The organism is Serratia sp. BFP-2025 (assembly GCF_050880365.1).
Taxonomy (GTDB): Bacteria; Pseudomonadota; Gammaproteobacteria; order Enterobacterales; family Enterobacteriaceae; genus Serratia; species Serratia surfactantfaciens.
Window position 1 is genome coordinate 84,882 of sequence record NZ_JBPAFV010000002.1, and the last position, 13,447, is coordinate 98,328.

15 protein-coding genes are annotated in these 13,447 nt (G+C 62.1%); 2 read left to right on the forward strand and 13 right to left on the reverse strand.

Annotated features, from left to right (window positions below; genetic code table 11):
- Window positions 1-51: 51 nt before the first annotated feature.
- Genes creC through sdhE form a run of 4 tightly spaced genes read right to left on the reverse strand, consistent with a single transcriptional unit; the run spans window position 52 to window position 2,831 of the window.
- Entirely contained in the window at window positions 52-1,470 is a 1,419-nt protein-coding gene (creC, locus tag ACRAWE_RS15885; protein WP_432525605.1) for a two-component system sensor histidine kinase CreC, read from the reverse strand.
- Window positions 1,467-2,162, reverse strand: a complete 696-nt coding sequence (gene creB / locus ACRAWE_RS15890) for a two-component system response regulator CreB (RefSeq protein ID WP_432525606.1) — start codon at window positions 2,160-2,162, stop codon at window positions 1,467-1,469. The genes creC and creB overlap by 4 nt, the downstream gene beginning before the upstream one ends.
- On the reverse strand, window positions 2,162-2,584 hold the full coding sequence (locus tag ACRAWE_RS15895; RefSeq protein ID WP_019455658.1) for a protein YgfX: 423 nt from the start codon (window positions 2,582-2,584) through the stop codon (window positions 2,162-2,164). The genes creB and ACRAWE_RS15895 overlap by 1 nt, the downstream gene beginning before the upstream one ends.
- Window positions 2,565-2,831, reverse strand: a complete 267-nt coding sequence (gene sdhE, locus ACRAWE_RS15900; protein WP_019455657.1) for an FAD assembly factor SdhE — start codon at window positions 2,829-2,831, stop codon at window positions 2,565-2,567. The genes ACRAWE_RS15895 and sdhE overlap by 20 nt, the downstream gene beginning before the upstream one ends.
- Before the next feature lie 321 nt (window positions 2,832-3,152).
- On the opposite strand from sdhE, the gene ygfZ reads away from it, so the two are divergent.
- Window positions 3,153-4,145: a tRNA-modifying protein YgfZ gene (gene ygfZ / locus ACRAWE_RS15905; RefSeq protein ID WP_154747448.1), complete on the forward strand. Its 993-nt coding sequence runs from the start codon at window positions 3,153-3,155 to the stop codon at window positions 4,143-4,145.
- A 38-nt stretch (window positions 4,146-4,183) separates the two neighbouring features.
- On the opposite strand, the gene ACRAWE_RS15910 is transcribed toward ygfZ, so the two are convergent.
- Window positions 4,184-4,681 carry a DUF2165 family protein gene (locus ACRAWE_RS15910; RefSeq protein WP_154747447.1) on the reverse strand — a complete coding sequence of 166 codons (498 nt, stop codon included), beginning with the start codon at window positions 4,679-4,681 and terminating at the stop codon, window positions 4,184-4,186.
- Window positions 4,682-4,831: 150 nt separating this feature from the next.
- Complete coding sequence (gene trhA, locus ACRAWE_RS15915) at window positions 4,832-5,506, reverse strand: PAQR family membrane homeostasis protein TrhA (protein ID WP_063917971.1); 675 nt, start codon at window positions 5,504-5,506, stop codon at window positions 4,832-4,834.
- Between the two features lie 183 nt (window positions 5,507-5,689).
- On the opposite strand from trhA, the gene ACRAWE_RS15920 reads away from it, so the two are divergent.
- Window positions 5,690-6,298, forward strand: coding sequence for an HD domain-containing protein (locus ACRAWE_RS15920; protein ID WP_025304127.1), 609 nt, complete (start codon window positions 5,690-5,692; stop codon window positions 6,296-6,298).
- A gap of 40 nt (window positions 6,299-6,338) precedes the next feature.
- Here ACRAWE_RS15920 and rbsK read toward each other — a convergent pair whose 3' ends face one another.
- The 7 genes from rbsK to ACRAWE_RS15955 are packed head-to-tail and all read right to left on the reverse strand — an operon-like array spanning window position 6,339 to window position 13,411.
- On the reverse strand, window positions 6,339-7,265 hold the full coding sequence (gene rbsK / locus ACRAWE_RS15925; protein ID WP_019455653.1) for a ribokinase: 927 nt from the start codon (window positions 7,263-7,265) through the stop codon (window positions 6,339-6,341).
- Window positions 7,262-8,170, reverse strand: coding sequence for an allose kinase (gene alsK / locus ACRAWE_RS15930; RefSeq protein ID WP_019455652.1), 909 nt, complete (start codon window positions 8,168-8,170; stop codon window positions 7,262-7,264). The genes rbsK and alsK overlap by 4 nt, the downstream gene beginning before the upstream one ends.
- Window positions 8,171-8,180: 10 nt before the next feature.
- Entirely contained in the window at window positions 8,181-8,852 is a 672-nt protein-coding gene (gene alsE, locus ACRAWE_RS15935) for a D-allulose 6-phosphate 3-epimerase (protein WP_019455651.1), read from the reverse strand.
- Between the two features lie 31 nt (window positions 8,853-8,883).
- Entirely contained in the window at window positions 8,884-9,918 is a 1,035-nt protein-coding gene (locus ACRAWE_RS15940) for an ABC transporter permease (protein WP_019455650.1), read from the reverse strand.
- Window positions 9,919-9,928: 10 nt separating this feature from the next.
- Window positions 9,929-10,915 (reverse strand): ABC transporter permease, encoded by a 987-nt coding sequence (locus ACRAWE_RS15945; RefSeq protein WP_154747444.1) that lies wholly within the window; start codon window positions 10,913-10,915, stop codon window positions 9,929-9,931.
- Complete coding sequence (locus ACRAWE_RS15950) at window positions 10,908-12,425, reverse strand: sugar ABC transporter ATP-binding protein (protein ID WP_432525686.1); 1,518 nt, start codon at window positions 12,423-12,425, stop codon at window positions 10,908-10,910. Before ACRAWE_RS15950 ends, ACRAWE_RS15945 begins: the two co-directional genes overlap by 8 nt.
- A 2-nt stretch (window positions 12,426-12,427) precedes the next feature.
- Window positions 12,428-13,411 carry a substrate-binding domain-containing protein gene (locus tag ACRAWE_RS15955; RefSeq protein ID WP_019455647.1) on the reverse strand — a complete coding sequence of 328 codons (984 nt, stop codon included), beginning with the start codon at window positions 13,409-13,411 and terminating at the stop codon, window positions 12,428-12,430.
- Window positions 13,412-13,447 lie beyond the last annotated feature (36 nt).

Sequence of the window (13,447 nt, forward strand, 5' to 3'; positions counted from 1 at the left end):
ATAAAACCCGCAGGTGAAATCAGAATGTGGTTATGTGAAGGGAAGGTGAAGTCACAGCGATAACATGAACGTCGCTTCCACCCCGTGCGGCCGGCGGTTGTGCAGGTGAATACCGCCATGATGCAGACGGGCGACTTCCTGCACGAAGTTCAGGCCCAGCCCGCTGCTTTTCGGGCGTTCGGCACGCGGCAGCGAATAAAAACGCTCGAACACCTTATCGAGCGCATAGTCAGGAATGCCGCTGCCGTCGTCGCAGACGCTAATGCAGTAATGCTGTTCCCGCCGTTCGCCCCGCACGCTGACGCAACCACCCGGCGGGGTAAAGTCGATCGCGTTGTCCAGCAGGTTGGTCAGCGCCTGGCTGATCAGCAACGCATCGCCGTTCAGCGTCACCTCCGCCAACGTATCCAGTTGCAACCTGACGCCGCGCTGCGTCGCCTGCGCCTCTTTACCCGCCACCGCCTGGTCGATCAACGCCGCGATAGCGATGGGCGCCGTCTCCATTTCAGGCCGGCTCTCCAGCCGCGCCTGCACCAGCAGTTTATCCACCAGCTGCTGGATACGCGCGCTTTGCTGCTCGATGTTGGTGAGAAAACGCCGGGCGGTTTCCGGCGGCGGCAGCTCCTGCAACAGCTCCGCCGCGCCCCTGATCGCCGCCAACGGGCTTTTCAACTCATGCGTCAGGGTATGCGCATACTGTTCGATATAAGCTTTGCCTTCCAGCTTAAGGCGCATGCTCTCCAACGCCTGCGCCAGTTGCGTCAGCTCCTTGCCGCCCACTTTGGGCAGCGGCGCGTTTTCCCCCTGCGCCACCCCGTCTGCATAGCGCACCAGCCGGCCTATCGAGCGGTTGATCCACCACACAAATACCGCCCCGATCAGCAACGCGATCCCCAGCAGCAATGCGCCGGCCCACAGAATGCGCCGTTCGCTGCGTTTGATCACCGGCGCCATGGTGCTGTTGGGTTTGCCCACGGTGAGCACACCGATAATGCGCCCTTGTTCTATCACCGGCGCGGCCACATACATCACCGAACTGTTTTCATCCTGTGGATCGCTGCGGGTGCTGCGGGCGCCGTACTGGCCGCGCAGCGTTCGATAAACGTCATTCCAGCGCGAATAATCCTGCCCCAGCGCGCGGCCGGCGGAATCGAAGATGACCCTGCCCCGCGCATCGGTAAGATAGACGTGGTATTCACTGCGATCCTTGCGGATGCCGGAGATATTGGCGCCGATCGGCCGCTGATTCAGCTGCATAAACGCCTGCGCCAGTTGGCCATGCGCCGCATCGCCGCGCTGCATGTCCTGACGGGCGATTTGCGCCAGCAGGTTGGCGGTGTCCACCAGCGTGCCTTCGGTAGCGCGCCGCACACCGGGCTTAACTTCCTGGACGAAAATGCTCAGCACGAAATACCCGGCCACCGCCACGATCAGAAAATATCCCAGCAGCAGACGCAGGCCAATTTTCATGGCTGGCAGCTCACGCTGTAGCCCAATCCCCGGTGGGTGTGGATCGGCGGTTCACCCGGCTCAACCGCACGCAGCTTGGCACGCAGCGTTTTGATGTGGGTATCGACGGTGCGATCCAGACTTTCTTCCGCCTGCGCCCAGACGCTTTCCATCAGTTGCTGCCGCGAGAACACCCGTCCGGGTGCCAACAGCAGAGTTTTCAGCAGCAGGTATTCGTAACGGGTCAGCGGCAGCGGCCGCTGGTGATAGCAGATGATGGCGGCGTCTTCGTCGAGGACGAAAGCGCCGAAATGGTAGAGCGCGCTCTGCTGCAGGCGCTGCTGCTTATGCAGGCGGCGCAAAATGGTACGCACCCGGGCGCTGACCTCGCGAGGGGAGAACGGTTTGGCGACATAGTCATCGGCACCGATCTCCAGCCCGATCAGGCGATCCACTTCATCACTGCGGGCGGTAAGAAACAGAATCGGCAGATCGGCCGCCTGAGCCAGCAGGCGGCGGCACAATTCAAAGCCGTTGATATCCGGCAAACCGACATCGAGGATAGCGAGCGCGGGCGCGCCCTGCGCCAGCGCCTGCAACGCCGGCTCTGCGCGTTCGAACCAGCGCACCTCGAAGCCTTCGCTCTCCAGCGTGTAAACCAGCGTATCGGCAATGCTGGGTTCATCTTCCACCAACCAGAGTACGGGTTTCATCAGTGCTCCTCGCCGTCACCCGCCGGAGGATACAGCAACAGCTGCCGCAGATGGCGCCACTCCTCCTTGCCCATGCAGTCGGAAGCCAGCCACAGCCGGCGGCGCTTTTTGCCCTCCATCGGCTGCAGCGTCAACAGCATGCCGTAGCCCGGCATCCAGGGTTTTTTCGCCAGCTGCCATTCGCGGCCGTGCCAGCTGAAGCGCCGGTCTGCCAGCAGCCGCAGTTCACCCTGCACCGCCGCGATGCGCTTCTGGCTGCGAATGCACTGAAACACCACCAGCGTCAGCAACACCAGCCAGAGCGGGCCAAAGCCTTCCGGCCAGGGCGAAATCAGGATCAGCAGGATCAGAACCCCGTGGGTCAACAGGGAAAACAGCTGGGTGCGCCAGGAAATACGGATATCACATCGCCACTGGGCCACGGTCTTTATTTCGCGTTTGGATCAGGGTCACCATTCTTTGCAGCTCGCTGTCCTGCGGCGCGCCATGATTCATCAGCCAGTTGAACAAATCGGGATCGTCGCACTCCAGCAGGCGGATGAACAACGCCTTGTCCGCGTCATTCAGGCTGTCGTATTCGTATTCGAAGAACGGCATGATGGAGATGTCCAGCTCGCGCATGCCACGGCGGCAAGCCCAGTGAATACGTGCTTTGTTGTTAATATCCATGTTGTTATGACTCACCTCTTTTCAGCGCGGCAGCGCCAGCGCAGGGTTCAAATGACACACTGTATGGCAACGCCGTCGCAATATAATTCCATCAGCCGGGGGATCTGTCTGCAAGGGCGCCCTGGCCGCAAGCCTATAGAGTAACAATTTGACATACACGCCGGGAAGCCGCTTGGAGGTGGAAAACGCAATAAAGCGCAAAATGCCAAAAAAAGCGCCCCCCGGCACCGCGGCGCGAATAACAGTTTGCAAAGCCCGCCGCCTCTTTTACCATGGGTTCAATACCCTTCAGGTAAGCTAAACGTTGAGCAGGAACTTACTATGGCGCATAACATTCCATTCCCACCCCGTCAGCCCTCCGCTTCCACCCATCTTCCCCTGACGCTGATCTCGCTGGAAGATTGGGCGCTGGTGACGCTGAACGGGCCGGACACGGTGAAATATCTTCAGGGCCAGGTGACGGCGGACATCGACGCGCTGGCGGCCGATCAACACGTGCTGTGCGCCCACTGCGACGCCAAGGGCAAAATGTGGAGCAACCTGCGTCTGTTCCGCCGTGGCGAAGGCTTCGCCTATCTGGAGCGCCGCAGCGTGCTGGACAGCCAGCTGGCTGAAATCAAAAAATATGCGGTGTTCTCCAAAGTCACCATCGCCGCCGACAATGACGCGGTGTTGCTGGGCGTCGCCGGTTTCCAGGCGCGCGCCGCGCTGGCGGGCCTGTTCGCCACGCTGCCGAGCGCCGAGCACCCGGTGGTGCAGGAAGGCGAGACCACGCTGCTGCACTTCAATGCGCCGGCGGAGCGTTTTCTGCTGGTGACTCGCCCCGCCGTGGCCGAACAGCTGATCGGCAAACTGCACGATCAGGCGGAGCTGAATGACAGCGGCCAGTGGCTGGCGCTGGAGATCGAGGCCGGTTATCCGGTTATCGACGCCGCCAACAGCGCGCAGCTGATCCCACAGGCCACCAACCTCCAGGCGCTGGAAGGCATCAGCTTCAGCAAGGGCTGCTATACCGGTCAGGAGATGGTGGCGCGCGCCAAGTTCCGCGGCGCCAATAAGCGTGCGCTCTACTGGCTGGAAGGTAAAGCCGCCCGCGCCCCGCAGGCGGCGGAAGATCTGGAGCTGCAGCTGGGGGAAAACTGGCGCCGCACCGGCACCGTACTGGCATCGAGTCAGTTGGCCGACGGCACGCTGTGGGTGCAGGTGGTGATGAACAACGATCTGGATGCCGACAGCAAGCTGCGGGTACGCGACGATGCCGCCAGCCAGCTGGCGATCAAACCGTTGCCCTACTCGCTGGCCGAAGAGAAATAATCCGCCGGCCGCAGGCGCCCTGCCTGCGGCCGTCTTAATTACTCGTCCAACTCCCCATCGCGCTGCACCAGGTAGATCAGCACCAAGATGATGGTGACGAAGAAGCGAAACGCACTCGGTACGCCGTTCCATTGCTGCGACATCCACATGCCGAACCACTCTCCCCCAATCGACATAAAGCCGACCTGCCAGGTGAGGAAGCCCAGCGTCAGCCCCATTACCGCCAGCTTTTTCCGGCCGTTGAAAGCGTTAGCGGGCAGTTTCAGGCCGCCCAACAGACGCAGGCCGCCGATCCAGCACAGCAGCGCGGTCAGGCTCTCCAGCGTAATGATGAAAATATAGCCAGCGTGATGCAGCCACGGTGTCTGTATCGAGCGGTAGCCGATGGTGGCGTCGGGAAAAATGGTGTCCATCATAAAGACGTGGCGCACGAAGGCGAAGTTGGAGCCGTAATCGGTGATATTGCCGAAGGCCACCAGCGAAGCGAACAAAGCGATAGCGCAGACCAGCAGCGCTTTGGATAAGCGAACGATCATCTTAGTGAGTCCTGAACAGAGGTGAGAGAAACGGTATGCGGGCTCAGAAATGAAGGAACGGGCTTGCTGGATACCCGAAAGAAGCAAGCGCCTCTTTTTTAAAACAAAAGAGGCGCCAGTGCAATACGCATTCAGACGTAGCGGCAACGCTTAGACGTACAGGTAGATCGCCATGAAATGGCAGGCGCTGCCGCCGAGCACGAAGGCGTGCCAAATGGCGTGGCCAAAGCGAATGCGCTTGGAAGCGTAGAAAATCACGCCCAGGGTATAGACCACCCCGCCGATCGCCAGCAGCGTGACGCCGCCGGCCTCCAGCCGCGTAACCAGCTGATAAATCACGATCAGCGACAGCCAGCCCATCGTCAGGTAGGTCACCAGCGACAGCGCTTCAAAACGGTGGGCGAAGGCCAGCTTGAACAGCACGCCGAGCAGCGCCAACCCCCAGATTACCGCCATCAGGCCCTTCGCCAGCGGCGAATCCAGCCCTACCAGCAAGAACGGGGTGTAAGTGCCGGCAATCAGGAGATAAATGGCGCAGTGGTCAAATTTTTTCAGCCAATGCTTGGCCTTTTGATGCGGAATCGCATGGTACAGCGTAGAAGCGAGAAACAGCAGGATCATGCTGCCGCCATACAGGCTATAACTGGTGATGGCCGTCGCATCGGCGCCGGTATTCACCGCCTGCACCAGCAGCAACACCAGGCCGACAATACCGAACACCAGCCCGATGCCGTGGCTGATGCTGTTGGCGATCTCTTCCGCCCACGGATAAGCCGCGGCGACGATTTTATCGGCCCCGGTTTTCACTACGTCCGTTTTCCCCATAACGCGCAACCCCTCAAAATGCCCTGCTTTGTGCGAAATTAACGCAAAGCAGCTTAACTGAGAATAATTCCAGTGTACACGTGTACGCTAAAATAAAAATGTGAACGCGTGTAACCATCGAAATCCCCCGCCCGCTGGTCTACAATCGTCAGGCTTCAACCCACCCACCTTGAGGTTTACACCATGTCATCCGCTGTACCCGCGTTAGATTTCGGTTCAATGACCCAGGTCATCCAGTTCCTGATGGAAATCGATAAGTTGAAAGGCGTACAACGCCGCACCAAGGTACTGGGCACCCAGCGCCAGGAAAACTCCGCCGAACACAGCTGGCATTTCGCCATCGCCGCCATGAGTCTGGCACCCTACGCCGGTGATGACGTAGACATTCAGCGCGTGATCCAGATGGCGCTGCTGCATGACATCGTGGAAATCGACGCCGGCGACGTGCTGGTCTACGATCTGGCGGCCCGCGCGGCGATCCACGATCAGGAAGTGGCGGCGGCGCGCCGTCTGTTCGGCATGTTGCCGGAGGCTCAGCGCGAGTATTTCACCGCTTTATGGCAGGAATATGAAGACGGCGAAAGCGCCGATGCACGCTTTGCCTTACTGCTGGATCGCACCATGCCGATGCTGATGAACCTGCACAACGAAGGCCAGAGCTGGGTAGAAAACGGCATCAGCCTGGAGCAGGTGCTGGCGCGCAATGCATCAATCGCTGACGTACACCCCGAGCTGTGGCACCACATGGAGCAACATCTACGGGATGCGCAGCGCAAAGGCTGGTTGAAGTAAGGGGACCGGGCTGCCGCCTCTGCGCCGCAGCCCGTCGCCGTCACGCGCACGCCCGTTGGCGCGCCAGCGCCTCGTCATAGCTCGGCATCGACACCGCCGCTCCCGCTCGCTCCACGCAGACCGCCGCATAGGCGGCGGCGAAGCGCACCGCCTCGGCTAACGGCACCTGATTCGCCAACTGCGCCGCCAGGGCGCCGTTAAACGCATCGCCCGCGCCGGTAGTGTCTTTCGGCTGCGCCGGAAACGCCGGGATCAGCTCGCTGCGCTCCCCGTCCGAGAACAACGCCCCCTGCGTGCCCAGCGTCACGATCAGCAAGCGAATGCCCTTGGCGTGCAGCACCTGCGCCGCCTGCCGCGCTGAAGCCTCATCCCGCACCGGCACGCCGGTCAGCAACGTGCATTCGGTGGCGTTGGGCGTCAGCAGATCGACCTGCGCCAGCAGGCTGTCCGGCACCGGCTGAAACGGCGCCGGGTTGAGAATGATGAACGTCCGCGCCTCACGGGCGATAGCGATCACCTGCTCGATCGCCGGCAGGTTGTTCTCCAGCTGGGTCAGCAGAATATCCGCCGCGGCGATCGCCGGCCGGCACTGGCGCACCTCATCGTCGCTGACCGTCAGATTGGCGCCGGGATCGACGGCGATCATGTTCTCCGCATCCTCGCCGGCAACGTAGATAAGCGCATTGCCGGTCGGGCAATCGCCGGTCGAGAACAGCGTCACCGCATCGAAGCCGGCGGCGGCGAGATGACGCCGGGCGAAGGCGCCGAAGTCGTCGCGCCCCACCTTGCCGATATAATGCACCCGCGCCCCGGCGCGCAGCGCGGCGGTGGCCTGATTGGCGCCCTTGCCGCCCGCCCCCATCATACTGTTGCGGGCAATCAGCGACTCGCCGGGCTGCGGAAAGCGCGCCATGCCGGCGACGATATCCAGGTTGAACGAACCGAACACGCAAACTTTGCCTTTCATTGCTGATACTCCCTGCTCAATTGGAGGTGGCGCCGGGCGGCCAGACAGGCGCCTTTGCTGCCGGTTTCATCGCTGAGGCGGCTGACGGAGATCGTCAGCCCCTGTGCCGGCTGCGGCCCGCGCAAATGGCGGCGGATCTCTTGCTCCAGCTGCGCCAACGGAAAACCGCTCATGGCGATCACGCCGCCGCCCAGGATCAGCCGCTCTGGATCGAGCACGTTCATTTCGATGGCGATGGTCTGCGCCAATCGATCGACGAAGCGGCGCAGATCCGGATGATCGCCGTGGCATTCGAACAGCCGCTCGAACGGCGTTTGCGGCGCGTTGGCGCGCGCCCAGCCGGTCAGCCAGTGGCCGGAGGTCAGGCTCTCGACGCAGCCTCGTTTGCCGCACGGGCATTCACCCTGATGGCCTGGCCAGGGAATGTGCCCCAGCTCGCCGGCGGCGCCGTGCGCCCCGTGGTAAAAATCACCGTTCAGCCACAGGCTGTTGCCCATGCCGGTGCCCAGATACAGCCCCACTGCCACCTGCGGCAGCGCCGGCAGCTGCTGCAGATCCCACCACAACAGGTGGTTGACGTCCTTGTCCATTCGCACCGGCAGCGTCAGCCGTTCGCTCAACAACGCCGCCACCGGCTGGGCATCCAGCGCCGGGATAAACGGCAACGACAACACCCGAGAACGATCGCGGCTGAGGATCCCCGGCAGCCCCAGCATCACCTGCACCACCTGACGATCCTCGCAATGCCGGGCGATAAGATCGCCCAACGCCGCCAGCGGATCGGCCCGCTGCGCCCAATCGGCGGTCGCTATCTTGCGGTAACCGCTGAACTCGCCTTCATCATCCATCAACAGCAGGCGGGTATTGGTGCCGCCGACGTCAACGCCAAGAAAATGCCGCATCATATCCCCCGCCTCAGGCCGCTTGCCGCATCTGATCCAGCATCTTTTCCCACGCCGTTTCCAGATCCGGATCGAGGTTGAACAGCCCGGAACTGCCGACGATCAACACTTCCGCACCGGCGCCCATCAGATCGCGGTAGGTGCGCTGGTTGCAGGATCCATCTATTTCGATCAGATAGTTCAGATCCTGTTGGCGTTTCAGATCGCGTAATTGGCGGATCTTTTCCAGCATTTCGGGAATGAACGGCTGCCCGGCATAGCCCGGATCGACGGTCATCACGGTGACTTTATCCAGCAGATGAATATAGTGGCGGATAAACTCCACCGGCGTGGCCGGGTTCAGCACCACCCCCACTTTTTTGCCCAGCGCGCGGATTTGGTTAATTACCCGGAACGCGTCGCGGTTGATGGTTTCGGCGTGCGGACAGATAAAATCCGCGCCGGCGCGGGCGATAGGGTCGATAAAATCGGTCGGGTTCTCCACCATCAGATGCACGTCCAGCAACAACGAGGTGTGCGGCCGGATCTGTTCGATAAAGAACGGCGACAGCGTGATGTTTTTAACGTAGTGCCCGTCCATGATGTCGATGTGCAACATATCGGCGCGGCGGTTCAGCACCGCCAATTGCTGCCGAATATCCATCAGGTTCATGCACATCAGTGAAGGTGAAATCTGGTATTTCATTAGCGTTATCCTGCGCAAAAGGGAAAAAAGATCAGTGGCCCGCCGCGGTTCTGGCCTGTGCCGCGCTGCGGCGCATCGCCCGCCGCTGCCGATAGCGATGGCGGAAAAACTTCAGCGCCAGCACCGCGATCAGCACCGCGCCCCACATCGCCAGACTGAAGTGCGGGCTGACGTTCATCAGGTTCAAACCGGTGGCGATCACCTGCAGCACCACCAGCGCCAACACCACGCCGCTGACCCGGCCGAAGCCGCCGAACGGATCGGTGCCCCCCAGAATGATCGCCAGCACCGTCAGCAGCAGGTAAGAGTCGCCGTAGCCCATGCGCGCCGAGTTGAAGCGCGCCATCATCACCAGCCCGGCGATCACGCACAGCAGGCTGGAGAGGGTGTAAATGGCGATCAGTACCCGGTGGGTATTCACGCCGCTGAAGTGGGTAGCGTTGATGTTGCTGCCGCTCATGTAGATACACTTGCCGAGCCGGGTTTTCTGCAAAAACAGCGCCAGCAGCGCGGCGACCGTCAGGAAGATCAAGAGCGGCACCGGCACGCCCAGCACGCTCTCGGCGCCGATAAAGCGCACGATCTCCGGCATGCCGCTCAGCGCCGCACCGCGCGTCAGGTAAATGCCGATGCCGTTGACCGTGGTCATGGTGGCCAGCGTCACCAGAATCGGATGCGCGCCGACGTAGGCCACCAGCGCGCCGGTCGCCGCGCCGATAAGCCCGGCCAGCAGCATCGCCGCCGCCAGCGCCAACGCCAGCCACAGCGCCTGCATCCCCAGCCCGGCGTCCGCCGGCAGATAGCGGATAAACAGCCAGGCCATCAGCAGGCTGGTCAGGTTGGCGCAGGCGATAATGCACAGGTTCAGACCACCGCTGAGGATCGGAATGAACATCGCCAGAGTCAGCAGGCCCAGTTCCGGCAGCTGGAACGCCACGCTGGTGAAGGTGGCGCCGCTGAAGAAGCGCCCCGGCATCAGCAGGCTGAAGGCCAGCACCACCGCCAGCAGCAATGCCATCAGACCGACGGCGGCGCCGTCCGGACGAAATTTCAGGTTATTGCCCATCAGGCGCTCCTCAGGCGAAACCGACATCGGTTTCTTTGCGTTTCTTGTAGTGGGTGACGGTGATCGCCGCGACGATCACCAGACCGATCGCCACGTTCATGAAATAGCTGGACACACCGATCAGGTTGAGGCCGTTTTTCAGCACGCCGATCAGGAACACGCCCATCAGCGTGCCGACCACGCTGCCCTTGCCGCCGTTCAGGCTGGCGCCGCCCAACACCGCCGCCGCCAGCACGTCCAGCTCGCCGCCCACCAGCGCGTTGGGCACCACTTCCCCCATGCGGTACACCTGCACCAGGCCGCCGATCGCCGCCATCGCGCCCAAATAGCCATAGGCGAACAGGTGCAGCAGGCCGACGCGGATGCCGATGCGCCGCGCCGATTCCGCATCGCCACCGACGGCGAACAGCTGGCGCCCGAGGTGGGTCTTGTTCAGCAGCAGCCAGGTCAGCAGCGCCACCGCCAGCATCACCAGCGTCGGCAAGCCGAGCTGATAGCTTTGCTCGCCCAGTTGGAACGGCAGCACGCTGCGCGGCAGCGTCCACCAGTCCGGCAGCGCGTACAGGCTGCGGCCGTTGGTCAGCCACATCAGCATGCCGAACAACAGCGCCTGCATGCTGATGGTGACGATGATCGAGACGATGCGCAGGCAGTAGATCAACAGCGCGTTGACCATGCCCAGCGCAGCGCCAATCGCCAACGCCAGCAGGATGCTGCCCGTCGGGCTGGCCAGCCCGTAGTGGATGGCCAGCGTGGCGATCAGGTACTGCACCACCGAGGCCACCGCGGCGAAGGAGATATCGATACCGCCGGTCACCAGCACCACGAACAGGCCGAGGGCGAAAATGCCGCTCACCGCGTAGCTTTCGCTGAGATCGAGCAGGTTCTGCACCGTCAAAAACTGGTCGCTGAGCAGCGAAAAGACGATGATCGTCAGCAGCAGCACCCAGGCCAGGTAGCCTTCGTTGCCGCGCGGTTTCAGGCTGAATCTACGCATTGATCGCCTCCGCCAGCCGTTGCTGGCTCACCTGCCCCGGCAGGTACTCGCCGATCACGCTGCCGCCGCTGAAGTGCAGCACCCGATCGCAGTTGTAATACACCTCCGGCACCTCGTCGGAGATCAGCAGAATCGCGATCCCCTCCTGCGCCAGCAGATGGATCAGTTGGTAGATGCTGGCCTTCGCGCCGACGTCGACGCCGACGGTCGGCGAATCGAGGATCAGGATCCGCGGCTGGGTCAGCACCCACTTGGCCAGCACGATCTTTTGCTGATTGCCGCCGGACAACGTCGAGACCGCCTGATCCGGATCCGCTACCCGCACGCCGAGTTTGGCGATCCACTCCGCCACGATGCGATTCTTGCGGTAGTCGTCGATCAGGCGAAAACGCCCGCGCAGCTTATCGAGAATGGTCAGCACCGCGTTGTCCGCCACCGACTGTTGCTGCACCAGCCCCAGCGTCAGGCGATCCTCCGAAACGTAACCGATGCCGGCCTTGATCGCGTCCTTATGGCCGCGAAAGCGCACCGGTTTGCTGTCGAGGTAGAGTTTGCCGCTGTCCGGCCGGGTCATGCCGAACAGGCTCAGCGCCAGCTCGGTGCGCCCGGAGCCGAGCAGCCCGCACAGACCGAGCACCTCCCCCTGATGCAGCCGGAAGCACACGTCCTGATACTGGCCGGCGCGGCTCAGGCGATCCGCCTCCAGCATCACCCGATCCTTATTCAGGCTGGGCGCTTTCAGGCGATAATCCAGCTTCAGACCGGTCATCAGCTCGGTCAGACGATCGCCGGTGATCTCCGCCGCCGGCCAGGTGCCGACTTTGTTGCCGTCGCGGATCACCGTGACGCGATCCGAGATCTCCAGCACCTCGTCCAGCCGGTGGCTGACGAACACCACGCAGATGCCCTGCGCTTTCAGATAGTCCACCGTGCGCAGCAGTTGGTTAACCTCGGTGCGGGTCAGCGAAGCGGTCGGTTCGTCCATGATCACCAGCCGCGCCTCCGCCACCAGCGCACGGCAGATCGCCACCTGCTGGCGCTGCGCGATCGGCAGCTCCGCCACCCGTTTGTCGAGATCCAGATTGAAACTCAGCGATTGCAGCTGGCGCTCGGCGGCGCGCCGCAGCCGTGCCGGGCGGTGCCAACCCAGCAACCCGCGCAGGTTGTGTTCGAAGGCGATGTTTTCCGCCACCGTCAGATTGGGAAACAGCGACAGATCCTGGTAAATCACCTGAATGCCGAAAGCGCGCGCCTGATCCGGCGACAGCCGGCCGAAGGTTTGCCCATCGATGATGATGCGGCTGCCGTCGTCCGGTTGATAGACGCCGGCGATCGCCTTGATCAGCGTGCTCTTGCCACAGCCGTTGGTGCCGGCCAGGCAGTGCACTTCTCCCGGCATCAACGCCAGTGAAATCTCGTTCAGCGCACGCTGCCCGCCAAAGGTCATCGACAGCTGTTGCAGCGCGATCAGCGGCGCGCCCTGCGTTGCCGTATTGCCGGAAATCGCCATGATCACAGCCCCATCTTCACCAGTTTCGGCAGGTTTTGCTTATCCAGGCTTTCGGTGGCGTTGCCGAGAATGGTGTGCTGCTGAGCATCCACCTGCACCTTGCCCATGCCTTCAATGGTCATGCCGTCGGTGATTTTCTCCCCCTTATGCATCATGTCGGCGATGCGCACGAACACTTCGCCGGCCACCATCGGATTCCAGATGTAACCGCCCTTGATGGCGCCGCGATTGACCAGCGAAGCGCCCTGGCCCGGGCTGAACGGTCCGATGACGCAGATATCGTTGCTTTTGCCTCGGTTGAGCACTGCGCGCCCAGCGCCGATCGGCCCCTGCGAACCGAACGCCAGCACGCCTTTCAGATCGGGATATTTAGCCATCAGGTCGTTGGTGGTGCGCACGCTGTCATCCAGCGATTCCCCCACGCCAAACTTGTCGCCTACCAGTTGCATGTTCGGGTAGTGTTGCTTCTGGTAGTTGATGGCCGAGTCCGACCAGGTGATGTGCAGCGGCACCGTCAGGCTGCCGACATACACCGCATACTTACCCTGCTCTTTCATGCAGGCGGCCAACGCTTTCATATGGTTGACCCCATGCTGCGAGGCGTCCACCAACTCAAAATCCCAATCGGCGTACTTCTGGCCGGGGGACTCGTGCACGATCACCTTGATGCCCGCCTCCTGCGCGCGCTTGAGCACCGGTTCCAGCACCCGGGCGTCGTTCGGCACCACGCCGATAATGTCCACCTTCTGCGCGATCAGATCTTCGATGGCGCGCACCTGCAGCGCCGGATCCGCCGCCGTCGGCCCAACCATCCAGGCGTCGATACCGCGTTTGGCGCTCTCGCTTTTGATGCCGGCCTCCATGGCGTTGAACCAGGGAATGCCGCCGATTTTCACCACCACGCCCATTTTCAGCTTGTCCGCCGCCTGCGCGGATAGCGACAGCAGCAGCGAGGCAAACAGACCGACCAGTACGGATTTTTTCATTGTTCTCTCTCCACAAGTGTTGGCTGTAATAAAGGG

What these genes read in the sequence shown, in the direction of transcription:
- sdhE (WP_019455657.1), bottom strand. Translation starts at nt 2,831, where the DNA reads ATGGATATTAACAACAAAGCACGTATTCACTGGGCTTGCCGCCGTGGC.
- trhA (WP_063917971.1), bottom strand. Translation starts at nt 5,506, where the DNA reads ATGGGGAAAACGGACGTAGTGAAAACCGGGGCCGATAAAATCGTCGCC.
- ACRAWE_RS15920 (WP_025304127.1), top strand. Translation starts at nt 5,690, where the DNA reads ATGTCATCCGCTGTACCCGCGTTAGATTTCGGTTCAATGACCCAGGTC.
- ACRAWE_RS15955 (WP_019455647.1), bottom strand. Translation starts at nt 13,411, where the DNA reads ATGAAAAAATCCGTACTGGTCGGTCTGTTTGCCTCGCTGCTGCTGTCG.
- alsE (WP_019455651.1), bottom strand. Translation starts at nt 8,852, where the DNA reads ATGAAATACCAGATTTCACCTTCACTGATGTGCATGAACCTGATGGAT.
- ACRAWE_RS15945 (WP_154747444.1), bottom strand. Translation starts at nt 10,915, where the DNA reads ATGCGTAGATTCAGCCTGAAACCGCGCGGCAACGAAGGCTACCTGGCC.
- ACRAWE_RS15940 (WP_019455650.1), bottom strand. Translation starts at nt 9,918, where the DNA reads ATGGGCAATAACCTGAAATTTCGTCCGGACGGCGCCGCCGTCGGTCTG.
- rbsK (WP_019455653.1), bottom strand. Translation starts at nt 7,265, where the DNA reads ATGAAAGGCAAAGTTTGCGTGTTCGGTTCGTTCAACCTGGATATCGTC.
- alsK (WP_019455652.1), bottom strand. Translation starts at nt 8,170, where the DNA reads ATGATGCGGCATTTTCTTGGCGTTGACGTCGGCGGCACCAATACCCGC.
- ACRAWE_RS15950 (WP_432525686.1), bottom strand. Translation starts at nt 12,425, where the DNA reads ATGGCGATTTCCGGCAATACGGCAACGCAGGGCGCGCCGCTGATCGCG.
- ygfZ (WP_154747448.1), top strand. Translation starts at nt 3,153, where the DNA reads ATGGCGCATAACATTCCATTCCCACCCCGTCAGCCCTCCGCTTCCACC.
- creC (WP_432525605.1), bottom strand. Translation starts at nt 1,470, where the DNA reads ATGAAAATTGGCCTGCGTCTGCTGCTGGGATATTTTCTGATCGTGGCG.
- creB (WP_432525606.1), bottom strand. Translation starts at nt 2,162, where the DNA reads ATGAAACCCGTACTCTGGTTGGTGGAAGATGAACCCAGCATTGCCGAT.
- ACRAWE_RS15910 (WP_154747447.1), bottom strand. Translation starts at nt 4,681, where the DNA reads ATGATCGTTCGCTTATCCAAAGCGCTGCTGGTCTGCGCTATCGCTTTG.